The sequence below is a fragment of the Mycobacteriales bacterium genome, assembly GCA_035995165.1.
In the GTDB taxonomy this organism is placed as follows: domain Bacteria; phylum Actinomycetota; class Actinomycetes; order Mycobacteriales; family CADCTP01; genus CADCTP01.
Window position 1 is genome coordinate 45,182 of the sequence record DASYKU010000124.1, and the last position, 19,829, is coordinate 65,010.

Annotated in this window: 15 protein-coding genes and 1 pseudogene; 9 read left to right on the top strand and 7 right to left on the bottom strand. The window is 73.3% G+C overall.

Translation table 11 applies throughout. From position 1 onward, the window contains the following. The 4 genes from VGP36_21040 to VGP36_21055 all read left to right on the top strand — a co-directional run bounded on the left by VGP36_21040 (position 1) and on the right by VGP36_21055 (position 4,572). Positions 1–654, top strand: a complete 654-nt coding sequence (locus tag VGP36_21040) for a hypothetical protein (GenBank protein ID HEV7657195.1) — start codon at positions 1–3, stop codon at positions 652–654. Between the two features lie 121 nt (positions 655–775). After that, positions 776–2,596 (top strand): O-antigen ligase family protein, encoded by a 1,821-nt coding sequence (locus VGP36_21045; GenBank protein ID HEV7657196.1) that lies wholly within the window; start codon positions 776–778, stop codon positions 2,594–2,596. A gap of 132 nt (positions 2,597–2,728) precedes the next feature. Beyond that, the gene (locus VGP36_21050; protein HEV7657197.1) at positions 2,729–3,604 is read left to right on the top strand and encodes a glycosyltransferase; all 876 of its coding nucleotides are present in this window, start codon (positions 2,729–2,731) and stop codon (positions 3,602–3,604) included. Continuing rightward, positions 3,601–4,572, top strand: coding sequence for a glycosyltransferase family 2 protein (locus VGP36_21055; protein ID HEV7657198.1), 972 nt, complete (start codon positions 3,601–3,603; stop codon positions 4,570–4,572). The genes VGP36_21050 and VGP36_21055 overlap by 4 nt, the downstream gene beginning before the upstream one ends. 121 nt (positions 4,573–4,693) lie before the next feature. On the opposite strand, the gene VGP36_21060 is transcribed toward VGP36_21055, so the two are convergent. From VGP36_21060 to ppc, 6 genes are all read right to left on the bottom strand, one after another. Then, positions 4,694–5,317, bottom strand: a complete 624-nt coding sequence (locus tag VGP36_21060; protein HEV7657199.1) for an HAD-IIIA family hydrolase — start codon at positions 5,315–5,317, stop codon at positions 4,694–4,696. Further along, positions 5,314–5,907 carry an SIS domain-containing protein gene (locus tag VGP36_21065; protein HEV7657200.1) on the bottom strand — a complete coding sequence of 198 codons (594 nt, stop codon included), beginning with the start codon at positions 5,905–5,907 and terminating at the stop codon, positions 5,314–5,316. Before VGP36_21065 ends, VGP36_21060 begins: the two co-directional genes overlap by 4 nt. Then, positions 5,895–6,905: a GHMP kinase gene (locus VGP36_21070; protein ID HEV7657201.1), complete on the bottom strand. Its 1,011-nt coding sequence runs from the start codon at positions 6,903–6,905 to the stop codon at positions 5,895–5,897. Before VGP36_21070 ends, VGP36_21065 begins: the two co-directional genes overlap by 13 nt. Beyond that, positions 6,902–7,705: a WecB/TagA/CpsF family glycosyltransferase gene (locus VGP36_21075; protein HEV7657202.1), complete on the bottom strand. Its 804-nt coding sequence runs from the start codon at positions 7,703–7,705 to the stop codon at positions 6,902–6,904. The genes VGP36_21070 and VGP36_21075 overlap by 4 nt, the downstream gene beginning before the upstream one ends. Positions 7,706–7,783: 78 nt before the next feature. Further along, positions 7,784–8,935 carry a hypothetical protein gene (locus VGP36_21080; GenBank protein HEV7657203.1) on the bottom strand — a complete coding sequence of 384 codons (1,152 nt, stop codon included), beginning with the start codon at positions 8,933–8,935 and terminating at the stop codon, positions 7,784–7,786. Between the two features lie 245 nt (positions 8,936–9,180). Then, on the bottom strand, positions 9,181–12,003 hold the full coding sequence (gene ppc / locus VGP36_21085) for a phosphoenolpyruvate carboxylase (protein HEV7657204.1): 2,823 nt from the start codon (positions 12,001–12,003) through the stop codon (positions 9,181–9,183). A 393-nt stretch (positions 12,004–12,396) separates the two neighbouring features. Between ppc and VGP36_21090 the strand changes: the two genes are divergently transcribed. The 4 genes and pseudogenes from VGP36_21090 to VGP36_21105 all read left to right on the top strand — a co-directional run bounded on the left by VGP36_21090 (position 12,397) and on the right by VGP36_21105 (position 16,871). Beyond that, complete coding sequence (locus tag VGP36_21090) at positions 12,397–13,860, top strand: sugar transferase (GenBank protein ID HEV7657205.1); 1,464 nt, start codon at positions 12,397–12,399, stop codon at positions 13,858–13,860. Between the two features lie 120 nt (positions 13,861–13,980). Further along, the gene (locus tag VGP36_21095) at positions 13,981–14,727 is read left to right on the top strand and encodes a 3'(2'),5'-bisphosphate nucleotidase CysQ (protein ID HEV7657206.1); all 747 of its coding nucleotides are present in this window, start codon (positions 13,981–13,983) and stop codon (positions 14,725–14,727) included. After that, positions 14,724–15,635: a sulfate adenylyltransferase subunit CysD gene (gene cysD / locus VGP36_21100; GenBank protein HEV7657207.1), complete on the top strand. Its 912-nt coding sequence runs from the start codon at positions 14,724–14,726 to the stop codon at positions 15,633–15,635. The genes VGP36_21095 and cysD overlap by 4 nt, the downstream gene beginning before the upstream one ends. After that, a pseudogene (locus VGP36_21105) lies at positions 15,636–16,871 on the top strand (GTP-binding protein). Between the two features lie 85 nt (positions 16,872–16,956). Here the strand turns inward: VGP36_21105 and VGP36_21110 are convergent. Further along, positions 16,957–17,751 (bottom strand): sulfotransferase, encoded by a 795-nt coding sequence (locus VGP36_21110; protein ID HEV7657208.1) that lies wholly within the window; start codon positions 17,749–17,751, stop codon positions 16,957–16,959. Between the two features lie 563 nt (positions 17,752–18,314). On the opposite strand from VGP36_21110, the gene VGP36_21115 reads away from it, so the two are divergent. Further along, entirely contained in the window at positions 18,315–19,805 is a 1,491-nt protein-coding gene (locus VGP36_21115; protein ID HEV7657209.1) for a DNRLRE domain-containing protein, read from the top strand. Positions 19,806–19,829 lie beyond the last annotated feature (24 nt).

A 19,829-nucleotide genomic window follows, 5' to 3' on the forward strand; every position in this document is an offset into this window, starting at 1 on the left:
GTGGACTCCGCCAGGGTGCTCATGCGCCGCTGGTACGTCGTGCTGCCGATGCTGGTGCTGACCGCGGTGGCACAGGTGCTGCTCGTCGTCGCGATCCCGGCCCAGTATCAGGTGAAGGCCAGCGTCGTGCTGGTCCAGAACGGCCCGGTGAATTCCGCGGCGAACCCGAACGCTCCGGTCAACCCGTACGTCGCGTCGTACTCGCTGCCGGCCCTGGGCTCCCTGCTGTCGCAGAAGCTGCTGGCGCCGGAGACGGTCCTGAAGGTCCAGGCGGCCGGGCTTCCCGGCAAGTACGAGGTGCTGCCGTCGATCGACCAGACCGGCTCGATCGCGTTCTCCGCGGAGGACGTCTCGGCCGAGAACGCGCGCAAGCGCGTCGACCTGCTGATCTCGACGGCGTCGGCGCAGCTGGCGACCTGGCAGAGCGGCGTGCCCGAACGCGGCCAGGTCAGCGCGCGGGTGCTGAGCCCGCCGAGCCCGCCGATCCCGCAGAACGGCAGCCGGATCCGGGCGATGCTGGTGGTCCTCGTGCTCGGCGTCGGGGCCAGCATCTACCTGGCCTTCCTGGTCGAGGGCCTGGTCGACCGGCGCCGCGACGACGGGTACGACGACGCCCGCCGCCGGTCGGCGAGGGCCGACGCCTCCGCGGTCTGAGCACCCCATGGGCCCGCTCCTCCCGTCCTTCGGGCGTTCCCGCCCGGCGGGCCTGCCCGCCGGGCGCTCTCGGCCGGCCGTCGTGACCGGCCTGCGCGCCGGACGTTCCCGGCTGGGTGCCGTGGCCGGTCGGCTCGTCCTGCCGGGCGGGGCGGGCCGCCTCCGGCTGGCCGCGGCGACCGGGGTCGAGCTGCCGGTGCGGCCGGTTCGCCGGCCGGCCCCGCCGAGGCCGCCGGCCCGGGCCGCCGTCCCGCCCGCGCCCCCGGCCGTTCGCCCGCAGCCGCGCCGGGATCCGCCGCCGCGCCGGGCCGGCCGCGCCCGGCACGACGCGGTCACGTTCCTCACCATCCAGCTGGTGCTGCTCGTCGGCATCCCCGCGACGCTGGTGTTCGAGCCGCTCGGCGCGGCCGGCTCGCCCGCCAACGTCTTCGGCATGCTCGCGTTCGGCTGGTGGGCGCTGGCCCGGTTGGTGCCGCGGCTCGGGGTGGCCCGCGGCCTGCAGCCGATCCGGGTCGCGCTGGTCGTGTTCGCCGTCGGCATCCTGCTCAGCTACGCGCACGCCATGGTGCGCATCATCAGCAACCCGGAGATCTCCAGCGCCGACCGCTCGTTGCTGAGCCTGCTGTCCTGGGCCGGCGTCGCGCTGGTCGCCGCGGACGGCATCCGGACCCGCGAGCGGCTGGACACGCTGCTGCGCCGGCTCACCTGGGCCGCCGCCGCGCTCGCCGTGGTCGGGCTGCTGCAGTTCGCGATCGACCTGGACATCGCCGCGTACATCCGGATCCCGGGGCTGTCGGTGAACTCGGCGGCCAGCTTCATCCAGGACCGGGCGTCGCTGCGCCGGGTCGCCGGCACCGCCAGCCACCCGATCGAGTTCGGCGTGGTGCTCGCGGGCACGCTGCCGATCGCGCTGCACTACGCGCTGCACGACCGGCACCGGTCGATCACCGCCCGGTGGACGCCGGTCGGGCTGATCGCGGTCGCGATCATGCTGGCGATCTCCCGGTCCGCGGTGATCGCCACCGGCGCGGCGCTGCTGCTGATGGTCCCGGTCTGGCCGGGCCGGGTGCGCCGCCGGATGCTGCTGGCCGGCGGGGTCTTCCTGGCCGCGATGCGGGTGGCCGTGCCGGGGCTCGTCGGCACGATCGCCAACCTGTTCCTGCTGCTGAACAGCGACTCCAGCACGAAGGCGCGCACCGAGGACTACTCGGCCGTGTACGGCTACATCCACGACTCGCCGTGGGTCGGCATGGGCTTCCGCACCTTCCTGCCCAGCGTGTACGACCGGGTGCTGGACAACCAGTACCTCTCGATCGTCGTGGAGGCCGGCTACGTCGGGCTGGCCACGACGCTGATCACGCTGGCCATCGTGTTCTTCACCGCCCGCGGGATCCGGCGGCGCAGCACCGACCCGGCGACCCGGCACCTCGGGCAGGCGCTGGCCGGCGTGCTGCTCGGCATGACGCTGTCGTTCGCGACCTTCGACGCGCTGAGCTTCTCGATGTACGCGGACTTCATCTTCCTGATCTTCGGCGTGACCGGAGCGCTGTGGCGCTTCACCGTCGCCGAGGAGAAGGCCGGGCCCCCGGTCCCGGCCCGTGCTCCCGACGCGGTCCGGCTGCACCTGCCGGTGACCGTCCGCACGCGACCACCGGCGGGCGCCGACGAGCCCACCGTCCACATCGGACGCCCCACCGGGTTCGATGTGGACGACAGGACCATCCGCCTGCGCCGGCCGGAACGGCCGCCCGCCGAGAAGACGGTCCGGCCGGCACCGGCGGCGGGAACGGCCCCGGGACGGCGGCCGGATCCGACCGGCGTTGCCGAGCCGACGATGCAGATCGGGCGGCCCCGGCTGGACGGGGGCCGCGACGAGGCGCTGGGCGTCCGCTGGCCGGAGCGCACCGCCTACCGGGACGTCCCGGACGACGAGCAGGCATGAGTAGCCCTGTGTCAAGCGGCCTGGTTCAGGACCGTGATGGCCCGGTGGGGACCAGGGGTGCACCGGCGACATCCACACCACCGGCACCAACACAGTGCCCCAGATGCCACCGACAACGAGAAGGTTGAACCAGTGAGCGAACGAGAGGAACCGCACGTGTCCGTACAGGCGTCGGTGGTGATCCCGGCACACAACGAGGCGGGCGTGATCGGCCGCTGCCTGCGCACCCTGCTCGACGGGGCCCCGGCCGGCGGCCTGGAGGTCGTCGTCGCGGCCAACGGCTGCACGGACGACACCGCCGCCCTGGCCCGGGCCGTGCCCGGCACGACCGTGGTCGAGCTGGCCGAGGCGGGCAAGGCCGGCGCGCTCACCGCCGGGGACGCCGCCGCGACCGCCTTCCCGCGCTTCTTCCTCGACGCCGACCTCGAGCTGACGTACCCGGCGCTGGTGGCCACGGCCCGCGCGCTCACCGACCGGGGCGCGCTGGCCGCCTCACCCCGGCTCACGATCGACGCGACCGGCTGCTCGCGGGCGGTCCGCGCGTACTACTCGATCTGGCAGCTGATGCCGTACGGGCGGGACTCCCTGGCCGGCGGCGTCTACGCGCTGACCGCCGCGGGCCGGGCCCGGTTCGGCGACTTCCCGGACGTGATCGCCGACGACCTGTTCGTCCGCAACCTGTTCGCCCCGGCCGAGCGGGTCCGGGCCGACGACGCGACCTGCGTGGTCCGCCCGCCGGCGACGCTGCGGGACCTGGTCCGGGTGCAGACCCGGGCCCGGGTCGGCAACGGCGAGCTGCGCGAGCAGGCGCCGGCCGCACCCGGTGCGGACAAGGGCGGCCTCGGCTGGATCGCCCGCCGGCTCGCGCTGCTGGCCCGCTCGCCCCGGGTGTGGCCCGCGGTGCCGGTGCACGCGGCCGTGTACGTCCTGGTGCGGCTGCGCGGCCGGCGACTGCTGCGCGAGGGCGACCGGACCTGGTCCCGCGACGAGTCCTCCCGGGTCGCATGACCGCGGCGCAGGACGGGCCGGTCGTCTCGGTCGTCATCGTCACGTACAACAACGGCGCCGACATCGGCCGTGCGCTGCGGTCCGTGCACGCCGCGACCGCCCGGCATCCGCGCGAGGTGGTGGTGCTCGACAACGCCTCCGCCGACGACACGGTCGAGCGGGTCGCCGAGGCCGGCGGCTGCCGGGTGCTCGCCTCCCCGGTCAACCTCGGATTCGCCCGCGGCTGCAACGCCGCCGCGCACACCGCCCGTGGCCGGTACGTGCTGCTGGTCAACCCGGACGCCGTGCTGCACCCGGACGCGATCGACGCCGCGGTCGACTTCGCCGAGGCGCACCCGCAGGCCGGTCCCGTCGGCGGCCGGACGCTGCACCCGGACGGCTCGCTCGACCCGCGGTCCTGCTGGGGCCGGCAGACGCTGTGGAGCACGGCCTGCTTCGCCACCGGCCTGAGCACGGCGTTGCGCGGCTCGCCGATCTTCGACCCGGAGGCGCTCGGCGGCTGGGAGCGCGACAGCGTGCGCGAGGTCGGCACGGTCACCGGCTACTTCCTGCTGCTGCGGCGGGCGGACTGGCTCCGGCTCGGCGGCCTCGACCCGACCTTCTTCATGTACGGCGACGACGTCGACCTGTCCGAGCGCGCCCGGCGGATCGGGCTGCGCCCGACGGTGACCCCGGACGCGGTCAGCGAGCACGAGGCGGGGGCGTCCTCGACCAGCGAGGACCGTACGGTGATGCTGCTGCGGGGCCGGCGCACGCTGATGGTGACGAGCTGGGCCCGGCCCCGGGCCGCGGCCGGGCTGGCGCTGCTGCGGGCCGGTGTGCTGCTGCGCTCGGCCGCCGCGGGGGATCCGCGCTGGCGCGCGGCCTGGCGCCGCCGCGCCGAGTGGACCGCCCCCTACCCGCCCGTGCACGTCTCCGCCGCCGACGACGCGGCGACCCTCACCCCGATCCCCGACCCGGCCCAGTAGGGACTGTCACCGCCGGCGAGCGGTGGGCGCTCGCCGGCGGCTGCTGTGGGGCCGCCGGAGCGGGCCGCGATCAGCCACGCTCGCCGGCGGGTGCGGCCGCGCCAGCCGGAGCGGGCCGGGATCAGCGACGCTCGCCGGCGGGTGCCGCCGCACCAGCCGGAGCCGCGTGCGCGGCCGGAGCCGCGGGCGCCGCCGCAGCGGCCGGTGTCACGTGACCCGGCGGCAGCCCGCCGGCGAGCAGCTCGTCGACCGCACCGGCCAGATCGGCCCGGAGTAGGCCGGCCGCGGTCGCCGTCCCGGGCGGCCCGAGCCGCACCGTCCGTACCCCGGCCGCGATCCCGGCGGCGACGTCGCTCTCGGCGTCGCCGACCAGCACCGCGCCGCCGGGCGAGATGCCCGGGTCGTCGGCCATCGCCCGCAGCAGCAGCCCCGGCCGCGGCTTGCGGCAGTCGCAGCCGGCCTCGTGCGGGCACATGTACGAAGCGTCCAGGCGGGCGCCGTCGGCGGCCAGCAGCGCCCGCAGCCGGTCCGCGACCGCCGCGTACCCGGCCGGGGTCAGCAGCCCACGGGCGAGGCCGCGCTGATTGGTCACCAGCACCACCCGGACGCCGGCCTCGTTCAGCCGCCGCACCGCCGAACCGGCGCCGGGCAGCAGCACCACGGCGTCCGGCGACGTGACGTAGGAACCCTCGGGCGCCTTGACGTTGAGCGTGCCGTCCCGGTCGAGGAACGCGGTCCGGATCAAGACCCGGCCAGGTCCCGCTCGACGATCTCGCAGAGGGTGTGGCCGAGCAGCATGCACAGCTCCTGCACCCGGGGCGTGTCGTCGGTCGGAACCCGGACGCAGACGTCCACCAGTCCGGACAGCTTTCCGCCACCGGCCCCGGTGAACACCACCGTCGCCAGCCCGGCCGCGCCCGCCGCCTCCAGCCCGCGCACCACGTTGGGGGAGTTGCCGCTGGTGGACAGTCCGACCGCGACGTCCCCGGGCCGTCCCAGCGCCCGCACCTGCCGGGAGAACGTCTCCTCGTACGAGTAGTCGTTGCCGATCGCGGTCATCGCGGCGGTGTTGTCGGCCAGGCTCACCGCCGCCAGCGGCCGCCGCTCCAGGTAGAAGCGCCCGAGCAGCTCGGCCGCGAGGTGCCCGGCGTCCGTGGCGGAGCCGCCGTTGCCGAAGAACAGCACCTTGCCGCCGCCGCTCAGCGCGCGCACGACGAGCTCGGCCGCCTCCGCGGTGGCGCGCACCGCGTCGGACTCCAGCAGCCGCTGCTTGGCCTGCAGGCTGTCGGTCACCCGCTGCCGCAGCAGCGCCTCGCCCTCGGTCACGCCCGCCATGTCGTCAGCCCTCTCGGCTCGAACGCGAACGGTGTCACGACGCCGCCCATCCGGGTCAGCGCCTCGGCCAGCCGGTGCTGGCGGGTGAAGTCGCAGTAGAACAGGATGTAGCCACCGCCGCCCGCGCCGGTCACCTTTCCGCCCAGTGCGCCTTCCCGCATCGCGACGTCGTACGCCTCCTCGATGAACTCGGTGGCGATCAGCGGCGACATCCGCTTCTTCTGCTTCCAGGCCTCGCCCAGCATCGAGCCGAACTCGGACAGCTCGCCGCGCAGCAGCGCCGACTTCATCGCGACCGCGAGCTCCTTCTGCGCCCGCAGGCCCTCCAGGGTCTCGGAGTCGCCGCCGGTGACGCGGGCGGTCTGGTCCTCGATGATGCGGGAGGACTGCCGGGTGGTGCCCGTGTAGCAGAGCATCAGGTTCAGCTGCAGCTCGTGCATCGTCGAGTCCTTGATCCGCAGCGGGTTGACGATCACGCGCTCGCCGAACTCGATGAAGTTGAAGCCGCCGAACGTGGCCGCGTAGTGGTCCTGGTGCCCGCCGCGGATCTGCAGGTCCTCCCGCTCGGCCTGGTACGCCAGGTCCGCGATCTCGTACTCGGTCAGCGGCAGCCGGTGGTATTCGCGCAGCAGGCCGACCAGCGCCACCAGCATCGTCGAGGAGGATCCGAGACCCGACCCGGGCGGGGCGTTGGAGCGCAGCACCATGTCGAATCCGGAGCTGTCCCCGCCGAGCCGCCGGACGGCCGCCTTGACCAGGTCCAGCTTCCCGTCGAAGTCGGGGATGTCGGAGAGGTCGTAGTCCAGCGACATGTCCAGGTCGTGCGAGTGCACGCTGACCCGCGAGTCCGGCCGCGGCGTCAACGAGCCGTACGCGTACTTGTCGATCGTCGCGCTGAGCACGACGCCGCCCTCGTTCTCCGGGAACGGCGAGACGTCGGTGCCGCCGCCGGCGAAGCTCAGCCGCAGCGGCGCCCGGGACCGCACGACGCGGCTCACGATGACCGCCGGGCGCGCCGCCCGGCCAGCGCGCTGCGGGCCAGCAGGCCCAGCGCGTACGGCGCGTCGTGCACCAGGTACCGCCGGGCCAGCCGGCGCGGCTCACTGACCAGCCGGAAGACCCACTCCGCGCCGATGCGGCGCAGCCACTGCGGGGCCCGGGCGACCTCGCCCGCGGCGAAGGCCAGGCTCGCCCCGGAGCCGATGAACCAGGTCCCGCTGAACTCGTCCACCAGCCAGGAGATCAGCTTCTCCTGCTTGGGGAAGCCGAGCCCGCAGAACACGATGTCCGGCTGAGCCGCGGCCAGCGCGGCCCGGATCGCGGCCAGCTCGGCCGGGTCGTTCTCGAAGCCCAGCGGCGGGCAGTGCGTCCCGGCCACCCGCAGCTCCGGCGCGCCGGCCGCGCGCACGTCCTCGGTCAGCGCGGCCACGGCCCGCTCGGCCACACCGGGCGCCCCGCCGAGCAGGAAAATCGATCTACCACTGCGGGCCGCCGCCTTGGACAGCGACCAGATCAGGGTGGAACCGGGCACCCGCGGCGGCAGCGGCGTGCCGGCCAGCCGGGCCGCCCACTCCAGCGGCGCCCCGTCGGCGACGACGAGCGTGGCCTGCCCGACCAGTCGCCGGACCTGCGGGTCGCGCTCGATCTGGCGCAGCACGTCGACGTTGGGGTTGACCAGCCAGCCGCCCTTGCCGATCTCGAGGGCGGACATGACGTGCGCGATGGTGCCGGCCTCGTCGAGGGCGTGCAGCTCGACGCCGGCGAGTTGGGTGGTGCGGAGCGCGGGCTCCACGGACATGGTCACTGTGTGCCTCCAGCACGTCGTGTCCTGACCGGACAGGGAGGACGGGCCCCGACGACCCGTCCCGGGCGGCTCTCAGCCGGAGCGGCCGGGAAGCGCGGTCGGAGCGGGCCGGCCGGTCCGCTGCGGTGTCAGCCAGCAGTCGAGCAACCAGCCCAGCGCCCACGGGCGGCACTCGCGATCGACGGTGGTGGGGGGCCAGATCCGGTCCAGGGTCCGCAACCGCAGCGTCGGCGAGACCGCGGAGCCGAGCGTCCGGGCGCCGCGGACGAGCTTGCCCGGGTCGCCCCGGTGGACCCCGTGGGCGATGAGGCCGGGACCGTCGAGCACCAGCGGCTCGTCGACCTCCGGCGCGGCGACGAGCCAGGACAGCCCGCGCCGGATCTCCTCCGGGTACGCCTCGCCGCCGGCGTCGGCGAGGTCGAGCAGGGCCATCGGCGCCAGCGCGTACTGGTGGGCGCTGTGCACCGGGTAGCCCTCGATCACCTCGCCGGTGCGCACGTCCCAGTGCCACCACCACTGCCCGGCCGGCCCCTGCCTCGCGCTGACCCGCCGCGCGCACCGGTCCGCGGCCGCCAGCGCGGTCGCGTCCCCACCGGAGGCGTGCAGCCGGGCCAGCGCCTGGATCGCGTATGCCTGGTCGGCGAAGGACGCGACGTGCCGGCGGTAGCGGGTCACCAGGTCCGGCCCGGCGACATGTCCGAACAGGTCGCCGGTGCCGGTCCGCGAGCCGAGCAGCCGGGTCCGGGCGTGGTCCAGCCGCCGCTCCACGTCCGCGACCTCCCGCGCCGCGACCAGCGCGCTGACCGTCCAGGCCAGGTCGACGACGAGGCGGCCGCCGAGGCCGGCGTCCAGCACGTCCAGGCGGCGCAGCGCCTCGCCCACGCCGTCATGCCCGCAGGCGGCCGCGGCCCAGACGGCCAGCGCGGCGTCTCCGGGCGAGTTCGTGCTCGGCAGGCGGTCGACCAGGATGCCGCAGACCTCGGCGACCGTGCGGCCGCCCAGCACCCGGCGCTGCCCGCCCTCGTCGAGGTGGCGCACGCCCAGCACCGTGATCGCGGTGCCGCGCAGGCTCCAGCCCTCGGGCTCCGCGACCACCCCGGCGGCCGAGAACCGCCGGGTCGTGCAGACCAGGCCGGCGGCCGTCTGCATCCCGGGCAGACCGGTGCCGGCGACCCGGACCAGCCGGTCCACCAGCTCGGCCGAGTCCGTGTCGAGCTCGCTCACCCGGTCCACGCGCGGCCCGGCCCGTTTCCGGGCAGGCTCGCGCAAGACTCCGTGCTCGCACATAATTCCCCCCGCACGGCGCAGGCGCCGGCGTGTGTCACTACCCCCGCGGCCGGACCCCTCCGGCCGGGCTGCAGACCCCCTACAGCCATCGCCAAGCTAGCCACATCGGGCGTCCCGTGGGTCCCGTTTACCTAATTCCTACTGAACTAGTAGTGAATAAAGGCCCGGATTGAGCCGAATGCTCAGCCGGTGTTACGCAGTCCGGCGGCAATTCCGTTGACGGTGAGCAGCAGCGCACGGCGCAGCTGGGGAACCACGTCCTCGCCGGCCTCCCGGACCCGGGCCAGCAGCGCGACCTGAAGGTAGGAGATCGGGTCCAGGTAGGCGTCGCGCACCTGCAGCGTCCGCTTCAGCGTCGGCTGGGTGTCCAGCAGCTCGGCCTCGCCGGTCAGCCGCAGCACCTCGGTGACCGTCCGGTCGTGCTCGGCCCGGATCCGGTCGAAGACGTGCCGCAGCTCCTCCGGCACGAGCGAGGCGACGTAGTGCCCGGCGATGCCGAAGTCCGTCTTCGCCAGCGTCATCTCCACGTTGGACACGAACGCCCGGAAGAAGTGCCACTCGGCGACCATCTCGTCGATGACGTCGCCGAGCCCGGCCCCGCGGGCGGCGGCCAGCCCGGCGCCGACCCCGAACCAGCCCGGCACGATCTGGCGCGACTGGGTCCAGCCGAACACCCACGGGATCGCCCGCAGCCCGCCGAGGCCGGCCCCGCTGTCCGGCCGCTTCGACGGCCGGGAGCCGATGTTCATCCCGCCGAGCTGCTCGACCGGCGTGGACGCGAGGAAGTATGCCGGCAGGTCCGGGTCGTCGACCAGCGACCGGTACGCCGCGTACGCCCCGGCCGAGACCACTTCCATGGCCGCGTCCCAGCGCTCCAGCACGTTCGGCGGCTGCCGGGATTCCCGGTGCAGCACCGAGGCCCGCAGCACCGCGGCCACGGTCAGCTCGAGGTTGTCCCGGGCCAGCACCGGCAGCGAGTACTTGTCCGAGATGACCTCACCCTGCTCGGTGAGCTTCATCTCGCCGTCCAGCGTCCCGTACGGCTGGGCCAGGATCGCCTCGTGCGTCGGCCCTCCGCCACGCCCGACCGTGCCGCCTCGGCCGTGGAAGAGCCGCAGCCGTACGCCGTAGTTCGCGGCCAGGTCCCGCAGCCGGCGCTGGGCTTTGTGGATCTCCCACTGCGAGGTGGCGATGCCGGCCTCCTTGTTGGAGTCCGAGTAGCCGAGCATGACCTCCTGCACGTCGCCCCGCAGCCGCACCAGCTCCCGGTACGTCGGGTCGTCCAGCAGCCCGCCCACCAGCGCGTCGGCCGAGCGCAGCTCGGCCACGGTCTCCAGCAGCGGGACGAACCCGAGCCGGGCCACCCCGGAGTGCACGTCGACCAGCCCGGCCTCGCGGGCCAGCACGACCGCGGCCAGCACGTCGTCGGGGCCGCGGGTCATCGAGATCACGTACGACTCGATGACCTCGGGGCCGAAGCGGTCCAGCGCGTCCCGGATCGTGGTGAAGACCGCGAACGTCCGGGCCGCGGTCCCCTCCAGCGGCGGCGGGTACGGCGAGAGCGGCCGGCGCCCGGCCAGCTCCCGTGACAGCATCCGCTTGCGGTACTCCCGGGGCAGGTCGGAGTAGCGCCAGGACTCGACCCCGAGCCGGTCCACCAGCTGACCCACGGCCTCGTGGTGGGCATCGGCGTGCTCCCGTACGTCCATGGTCGCCAGGTGCAGCCCGAACGCGGCCACCGTCCGCTCCAGCGCCGCCAGCGGCCCGTCGGCCACCAGCGCGCCGCGGTGCGCCCGCAGCGAGTCGCCGATCAGCGCCAGCTCCTCCAGCAGCTCCGCGCTGCCCAGGTAGTCGACGCCGGGCTCGTGCCGGGTCCCGGCCGCCAGCCGCTCCCGGGTCGCGACCAGCTTGGCCCGGATGCAGCTGGCCTTCAGCCGGTACGGCTCCTCGGCGTTGAAGCGCAGGCTCCGCCCGTCCAGCCCCCGCACGGTCTCCAGGTCGCGGTCGATGGACTTGCGCAGCTCGGCGCTGATCCCGACGATCCGCGACGAGGACGACAGCTCGCGGGTGACCCGGTCCACGGCCCGGATGAGCACGTCGATGCCGTGCGCGTGCATGAGCCGCAGCACCTGGTCGGTGACCTCGGCCGTGACGTTCGGGTTGCCGTCCCGGTCGCCGCCGGTCCAGTTGCCGAACGTGAGCGGCCGGGCCTGGGCTGCCAGCGTGCCGCCGTGCGCGGCGGCTTCGTCGGCCAGGTCGGCCAGCAGCCCCGGCACGGTCCCGGCGGCCAGGTCGTCCAGGTAATAGGTGACGTTGCGGGCCTCCTCGACCGGGTCGGGCCGGTCCAGCCGCAGCTCGTCGGTCTGCCAGATCAGGTCGACCACGGTGGCCAGCCGCCGGTCGTGCCGGCGCCGCGCGGTCGCCGAGGCCGACCGCCCGGCCGGCTCGGCCAGCAGCACGTCCCCGACCGCACGCAGCTTGTCCAGGATCGTGCGCCGGCTGGCCTCGGTCGGGTGGGCGGTGAAGACCGGCCGTATCGCGAGCGCGGCCAGCGCCTCGGTCAGCCCCTCCGGCCCGACCTCGGCGGTGACCGCGGCGACCGCCTCGGCCAGCCAGCCCCGCTCCGGCGGCCGCTCGGCCAGCCCGCGCACCCGGTGCACCTGCTCGGCCAGGTTGGCCAGGTAGAAGTACGCCGAGAAGGCCCGGACCAGCGCGATCGCGGTCGGGAGCGGGGCGTCGCCGAGCAGCCGGCGCAGTTCCCGCAGCGCCGCACCGTCATCGTCCTGGGACGCCTTGGTCAGCCCGCGGACCTGCTCGACCAGGTCGAGCAGCTCCTGTCCCTCCTGCCGCACCAGCGACTCGCCCAGCAGCACGCCGACCCGGCGGACGTCAGCGCGCAGCGCAGCGTCGTCCGCGGTGCCGCTACCGGGATCCATGAAGTCCAGGTCGTCCTGCGCGACCGGAGCGCGAGCGGCCTCCGACGCGCGCTCGTCGTCGATCCGCACCGGCACAGTCTCCCCGACGCCACAAGGCGGCGCGAGCTGCCCCAACGGGTGGTCGGCGGTGTGGGTACCGGACCGCCTCGGTGGCTCTGAGTGGTTGTGTGTATTGTCCTTTCGGCCGCCCGGAGCAGCGACGTGGAGTTCCTGGGCGACCTCCGCTTGTTGCACCGAGTGGTGACTACATAGAGTAACCAAATTGCCCGGGTGGACAGTGTTCTCACGCCGACATCAGAGTTTTTTATTGGACGCTTCACACTGCGTGACCTAAGCCGCTATGTTTGGGCTCGCTCTTGGGGGGACCCGACGTGCCGCTACCGCGGCCCGGCGGGCCGAGGGCGTCATGCGAAAGCGGTCCGGTGGTGCTCCGCGCACGGCCGGACGGGGGGTGGGGTGTACATGAGCGTCCTCGACCGGTCGGCCCGGTTCGTCGACGACGGCGTGGGCGTCGGCGTTGCCCGGCGCCGGGGTTGGGAGCGGCGCTACGCGCGCCTGCTGGTCGGCGTGGATGCGCTGGTCGGGATCGCGGCTGCCGCGGCGGCCTACGAGGTCCGGTTCCAGGACTCGTTCTCCTGGGCGTACGCGTACGCGGCGGCCAGCCTGGCCGCGCCGGTCCTCTGGGTCTGCGCGATCGCCCTGGCCGGCGGGTACGAGGCCCGGATCCTCGGGCTCGGCTCCGAGGAGTTCCAGCGGATCTTCCGCGCGTTCGTCGGTCTGACCGCGACCGTCGGCTTCGTGTCGTACGCGTTGCACGCCGACGTGGCCCGCGGGTACATCGTGCTCGCGCTGCCGATGGCGATGGTGCTGTCCTTCTTCGGGCACTACGCGCTGCGCAAGCGTCTGCACCACGGCCGCTCCAGCGGCCGGTACACGTACCGGGTGATCGCGGTCGGCGGCGAGGAGTCGGTCGCCGACCTCACCGCCCAGCTGCGCCAGGAGCGCTACTGCGGCATGCAGGTCGTCGGGGCCTGCCTGTCCGCCGGCGACGGCGCCCGGCTGGTCGGGCTCGGCGTCCCGCTGCTCGGCGGGCTGGACGACGTCGCCGACGCGGTGCGGGCCTCCGGGGCCGACACCGTCGCGGTGGCCGCCGGCGCCAGCGTCGGCCCGGCCCGGCTGCGCCGGCTGTCCTGGCAGCTGGAGGGCACCGACACCGACCTGGTGGTGGCGCCCGGCCTGATGGAGGTGGCCGGTCCCCGGCTGCACATCCGGCCGATGACCGGTCTGCCGCTGCTGCACGTCGAGGAGCCGGAGTTCGCCGGCGCCCGCCGGGTGGCCAAGGCGATCGTGGACCGCTCGCTGGCCGCGCTCTGCGTGCTGATGTTCCTGCCGCTGATGATCGGCCTCTGGCTGGCGGTGCGGCTGTCCAGCCCCGGCCCGGCGGTGTTCCGCCAGGTCCGGACGGGTCAGGACGGCCGCGAGTTCACCCTGCTCAAGTTCCGCTCCATGTACCTGGACGCGGACAAGCGCAAGGCCGAGCTCGAGCACCGCAACGAGCGGGCCGAGGGGCTGCTGTTCAAGATCCGCGACGACCCCCGGGTCACCCCGGTGGGCCGGTTCCTGCGGCGTTACTCGCTGGACGAGCTGCCCCAGCTGATCAACGTCATGCAGGGCAGGATGTCGCTGGTCGGGCCCCGGCCGCCGCTGCCCGAAGAGGTCGCGCTCTACCAGGACGACGTGCGCCGCCGCCTGCTGGTCAAGCCCGGGCTCACCGGGCTCTGGCAGATCAGCGGGCGCAGCGACCTCGACTGGGACGAGTCGGTCCGCCTCGACCTGCGGTACGTGGAGAACTGGTCGTTCACGCTCGACCTGATGATCCTGTGGAAGACGATGTCGACCGTGGTCCGGGGGCGCGGGGCGTACTGACCCCGTCGTCCCGGCCGGGACGAGGATGTATGTGGTGCGCGAATGCCGGGCGTCCCCGTGGCCGCCCGGCATCGCTGTCGTCGGGGGAAGAAATCCGTACCGGGAGAGGTAGACGTTCACGTGGATGATGCCCAGCTGGCCGAGGAACTGGCCGAGCGGGCCGGTGCCCTGCTGCTGGAACTGCGGGCAGGCGGTGCGGACGGCAAGACCGGGGACAAGGAGTCCGACCGGTTCCTGCTCGCCGAACTGGCCGCCCGCCGGCCCGGTGACGCCGTGCTCTCCGAGGAGAGCCCTGACCCCGCGGCCCGGCACACCGCCGAGCGGGTCTGGATCGTCGACCCGCTGGACGGCACCCGCGAGTTCGGCGAGGCCGGCCGGCCGGACTGGGCCGTGCACGTGGCGCTCTGGGTCTCGGGCGAGCTCGCCTGCGGTGCGGTCGCGCTGCCCGCGATCGGCGCGCTCCGCTCGTCCCGCACCCCGGTCGCCCCGCCCGCGCGCGACGCCGTCCGGCGGATCGCGGTGAGCCGGACCCGCCCGCCGGCCTGGGCGTACCCGGTGGCCGAGGAGCTCGGGGCCGAGCTGGTCGGGATGGGCTCGGCCGGGGCCAAGGTGGACGCCGTGCTGCGCGGCGAGGTCGACGCCTACTTCCACGACGGCGGCCAGTACGAGTGGGACTCGGCCGCGCCGGTCGCGGTCGCGCACGCGGCCGGGCTGCACGCCAGCCACGTCGACGGGTTGCCATTGCGTTATAACCAGCCCGATCCGTGGTCGCCCGATCTGCTCGTCTGCGACGCTGGGGTGGCCGGCCGGGTCATCGGGCTCATCGGGCGGCACCGGGAGACGACCGAGAGAGCAGGAACGCGATGACGGACCCCCAGCGGTATCAGCTGAGCCAGCTGCAGACCCTGGAAGCGGAAGCGATCTTCATCATCCGCGAGGTGGTGGCCGAGTTCGAGCGGCCGGTCCTGCTGTTCTCCGGTGGCAAGGACTCGATCGTCATGCTCCGGCTGGCGGAGAAGGCCTTCTACCCGGCGCGCGTCCCGTTCCCGGTGATGCACGTGGACACCGGGCACAACTTCGACGAGGTGCTGGCGTTCCGGGACCGGCGGGCCGAGGAGCTCGGCGTGCAGCTGCTGGTGGCCAGCGTGCAGGAGGCCATCGACAACGGCTCGGTGACCGAGCCGCCGGACGGCACCCGCAACCGGATCCAGACGCCGGTCCTGCTCGACGCGCTGGAGAAGCACCGCTTCACCGCGATCTTCGGCGGCGCCCGGCGGGACGAGGACAAGGCCCGGGCCAAGGAGCGGATCTTCTCCTTCCGCGACGACTTCGGCCAGTGGGACCCGAAGAACCAGCGCCCCGAGCTGTGGAGCCTCTACAACGGCCGCATCCACGAGGGCGAGAGCATCCGGGTCTTCCCGCTGTCGAACTGGACCGAGCTCGACATCTGGCAGTACGTCCAGCAGGAGAGCATCGAGCTGCCCTCCATCTACTACGCGCACGACCGCGAGGTCTTCGAGCGGCGCGGCATGCTCTTCGGCGTCCACCCGGTCTGCCAGCCCCGGGACGGCGAGGAGGTCGAGGTCCGGCGGGTGCGCTACCGCACCGTCGGCGACGCCAGCCTCACCGCGGCCGTGGAGTCCGACGCGGACACCGTGGAAAAGGTGATCGACGAGGTCGCCACCACCCGGATCACCGAGCGCGGCGCGACCCGGGGCGACGACAAGTTCAGCGAGGCCGCCATGGAAGACCGCAAGCGTGAGGGCTACTTCTAAATGGACATCCTGAGGTTCGCGACGGCGGGGTCCGTCGACGACGGCAAGAGCACGCTCATCGGGCGGCTCCTGTACGACACGAAGACCGTCTTCGCCGACCAGATCGAGGCGGTCGAGCGCGTCTCCAAGGAGCGCGGCGAGGAGCACGTCAACCTGGCGCTGCTCACCGACGGCCTGCGGGCCGAGCGGGAGCAGGGCATCACGATCGACGTCGCGTACCGCTACTTCGCCACGCCCAAGCGCAAGTTCATCATCGCCGACACCCCGGGGCACATCCAGTACACCCGCAACATGGTGACGGGGGCCTCGACCGCGGATCTGGCACTGGTGCTGGTCGACGCCCGCAACGGGATCGTCGAGCAGAGCCGGCGGCACGCGTTCCTGGCCACCCTGCTCGAGGTGCCGCACCTTGTCCTCTGCGTGAACAAGATGGACCTCGTCGGCTATGACCAGGCGGTCTACGACCGGATCCACGACGAGTTCACCGCGTTCGCGACCAAGCTGCACGTGCCGGACCTGACCGTGATCCCGGTGTCCGCCCTCAACGGCGACAACGTGGTCACCCGTTCGGAGAACATGCCCTGGTACGACGGGCCGAGCCTGCTGCACCACCTGGAGAACCTGCACGTCGCCAGCGACCGCAACCTGATCGACGTCCGGTTCCCGGTGCAGTACGTGATCCGGCCGCAGTCCGACGCCTGGCACGACTACCGGGGCTACGCCGGCCAGGTCGCCAGCGGCGTGCTCAAGCCCGGCGACGACGTCATGGTGCTGCCCAGCGGGCTGCGCACCCGGATCGCCGCGATCGACACGATGGACGGCCCGGTCGAGGAGGCGTACGCGCCGATGTCGGTCACGGTGCGGCTGGAGGACAACCTCGACGTCTCCCGCGGCGACCTGATCTGCCGGCCGAACAACGCGCCGATGGTCACCCAGGACATCGAGGCGATGGTCTGCTGGATGACCGACAAGCCGCTGCGGCCGGGCGCCAAGCTGGCGATCAAGCACACCACCCGGTCGGCCCGGGCCGTCGTGCGGGACCTGCGCTACCGGCTGGACGTCAACACGCTGCACCGGGACGAGGACGCGACCGAGCTCGGGCTCAACGACATCGGCCGGGTGCGGCTGCGCACGACCCAGCCGCTGTTCGCCGACGAATATCGCCGGAACCGGACCACGGGCGGGTTCATCCTCGTCGACGAGGCGACCAACGCCACGGCCGGCGCGGGCACCATCCTCGAGGGCTGACCTCCCGGCGCTGCCCGCCCGTCCCGACCCCGTTCCGGCTCACCGCCGGGCGGGGTCGGTGCCGTCCAGGCCCTCAGCGGTGCTCGGGGACCGGGAACGGCTCGGCGAGCGAGAGGTCGCGCATGCTGTAGCCGTAGCGCCGGGCGCGTTCCTCGTAGGCGCGGACGAGCCGGTGGTAGCGCAGGAACGGCAGCGGGGCCCGGGACGAGGCCCACTGGCCCCATTGGGCCGCGTACGAGCTGCTGCGGTGGCCCTGCAGGGTCTCCGGCGGGATCGGGCCGTCCAGGCCCAGGAACCGGCCGATGCCGTCCAGGGTCCGCTCCGGCTGCCCGACCAGGTCCTCGTACTTGACCACGTGCAGGCGCCGGATCGCCGGCGCGTCCGCGGCGAACAGGTCGTGGGCCCGGAACCAGTGCGCGGCCAGCCGCTTCATGGTCATCTTGCGGGCCCACTTGCGGGTGGACAGCGTGACGATCACCGGGTGCCGGACGACCATGACGAAATAGGCGTCCGGAAACAGCTCCTGCAGGAACCGGGTCATGATCAGGTTCGGCGGGCTCTTCTCCACCAGCACCGGCCGGCTCAGGTCCCAGTACGGCTTCCACTGCTCCAGCAGCGTCGCCGCCGACTCCTTGCCGACGTACGGCGAGGTCTCGGTCAGGTGCGCCGCGGGGCTGAAGGCGAAGTGGCCGGCGCCGCCGTAGTCGCGGACCCGGGGGTAGACGGTCTGCAGGTGCTGACCCTCGTCCTCCCGGGCGCCGGTCTCGACGAAGCCACTGACCTGGGGATGTGTCGCCAGGGTCCGCGCCAGCGGGGTCGTCCCGCTGCGGTGCAGCCCGCCCACGAACACGAGGCGGTGATCGTCCACGCCCAGTTCCCCCACCCCGCCGTACGTACTGACGGGCAGACTTTAGTGGACCCGACCGGTGACGGAAGGCGTCCGGGGATTCCCCTCGACCGGCGAGTCGATCACTGCGTGTGCGCCTCCGGTGGGGCCTGTGGTGAGTCCGAACGTTGTGTCTGTGCCGACTGTGCGCCATTAGCCCAGTCGTGTGTACCTGCCGTAACTCGTCCACCACTGAGGCGGGTGCGCCTTGTGACTGCCCGTGTAAGGAGCTATGGTCCCGCAAGCCCTTCGGGAGGAGATCCAACCGGGCGGCTGACCGCGGGTGATGTCCCGGGTTCGGTGCCCTGGCTCACCGGCGGTCCTGGAGCTAGCTGTCGCAAGGATGCGGCCTTGCTCGATCGAGGCTCACACCAGCAGGCGAAGGCACGCCGGGAGAGGACAGAATGGGTCACGGCTCGCGCCACAGACGTTCCGACGCAGGTCGGAACAGGCACGAACGTCGGCCGGGTGGTCAGCAGGTCGCGCTGACCACCGGCCCCCAGCGCAGGAACGGCTCACGGGCCGCGAAGATCATCGGTTCGGGCGTGGCGGTGTCCCTTGCCGTCGGCGTCACCGCTGTGATGGCCGGGGCGGCGGACAAGACCGCGGCCCCGAGCTCGCTCACGGTGGCCGCGAACGCGGACACTTACGTGTACCAGGAGTACCCGAACGAGAACCGGGGTTCGTCCCCGAAGCTCACCGCGAGTAACCAGAAGAACCTGCACACACGGACGTACTTCAAGTTCTCCGTACAGGGAGTGCCCGCTGGCCTGACCCCCAAGGCGCACCTGCTGCTCTCCTCGGATCGCAACCAGCCCGGGACGGTCGAGCTCCACTCGGTCGGCTCGACGAGCTGGAACGCGATGACGATGACGATGCGCAACGCCCCCGCGGTCGGCGCCGTGGTCGCCACGGTCCAGCCCGCCGCCCGGCAGAAGTCGCTCGACTTCGACCTCTCCGGCGTCGTGACCAAGGACGGGACCTACTCCTTCGCCCTCGTCTCCCCGCTCGCCGAATCCGTCTCCGCGGTGTTCGCCAGCGAGCACGGGTCCGACGGCCCCCAGCTCTCCCTCACCTGGAACGGTGACGCGGGCGCCCCGGCTCCGGCGCCCCCCTCGGCCGGTCCGACCTCCCCGGGCGCGGGACTGCCCTCGCTGTCCCCGCTGCCGCCGGTCCCGGCCCCGAGCAAGCCGACCTCCTCGGCCAGCACGTCCTCCTCGGCCCCGGCCCCGCCGAGCAAGCCGATCGGCAGCACCCTGTTCGGCACCAGCCTCTGGACCGGGGACGGTTCCAACGCCTCCTCGGCCCTGGCCCGCGAGACGGCGGCCTTCGGCCGGCCCGACGTGGTCCGGACGTACTACACCGGCATGCCGGCGGCGTGGCCCGGCTCGGCCGGCGTCAGCGGCGGCCCGGTCGTGGTCTCGTTCAAGGCGGCACCGAAGGACGTCGCGGCCGGCCGGCTGGACAGCCAGTTCACGAACTGGTTCGCCACCGCGCCGAAGGACCGCCCGATCTTCTGGTCCTACTTCCACGAGCCCGAGAACGACGTGGAGGCCGGCTCGTTCACGACCGCCGACTACCGGGCGGCCTGGGCGCACCTCGCCGGGCTGGCCGACAAGGCGAACAACCCCCAGCTGCACTCGAACCTGATCCTCATGTGCTGGACGCTCAACCCGGGTTCGCACCGCAACTGGAAGGACTACTTCGCCGGCGCCGGCGTCGTCGACACCATCGGGTGGGACTGCTACAACAAGTCCTTCACCAAGGGTTCGTACGGTGACCCGGCCTCGATGCTCGGCACCGCCGTCGCCACCTCCAAGGCGGCCGGTGTGAACTGGGCCGTCGCCGAGCTCGGCAGCAAGATGGCCTCCGGCGACAGCGGCGCCGGCCGGGCCGCCTGGCTGACGAAGATCGGCAGCTATGCCCGGGCCAACGGGGCCGCCTACATCACGTACTTCGACTCGACCGTCGGCGGCGACTTCCGTCTCCTCGACGCGGCGAGCAAGAACGCGTGGCGTCAGGTGATCGGCGGCTAGGACGCACAGCAGACGAGGCCCCCG

Coding starts and splice junctions, on each gene's coding strand:
- VGP36_21055 (HEV7657198.1), top strand. CDS start 3,601: ATGACCGCGGCGCAGGACGGGCCGGTCGTCTCGGTCGTCATCGTCACG.
- cysD (HEV7657207.1), top strand. CDS start 14,724: ATGACGGACCCCCAGCGGTATCAGCTGAGCCAGCTGCAGACCCTGGAA.
- VGP36_21090 (HEV7657205.1), top strand. CDS start 12,397: ATGAGCGTCCTCGACCGGTCGGCCCGGTTCGTCGACGACGGCGTGGGC.
- VGP36_21065 (HEV7657200.1), bottom strand. CDS start 5,907: ATGGCGGGCGTGACCGAGGGCGAGGCGCTGCTGCGGCAGCGGGTGACC.
- VGP36_21075 (HEV7657202.1), bottom strand. CDS start 7,705: ATGTCCGTGGAGCCCGCGCTCCGCACCACCCAACTCGCCGGCGTCGAG.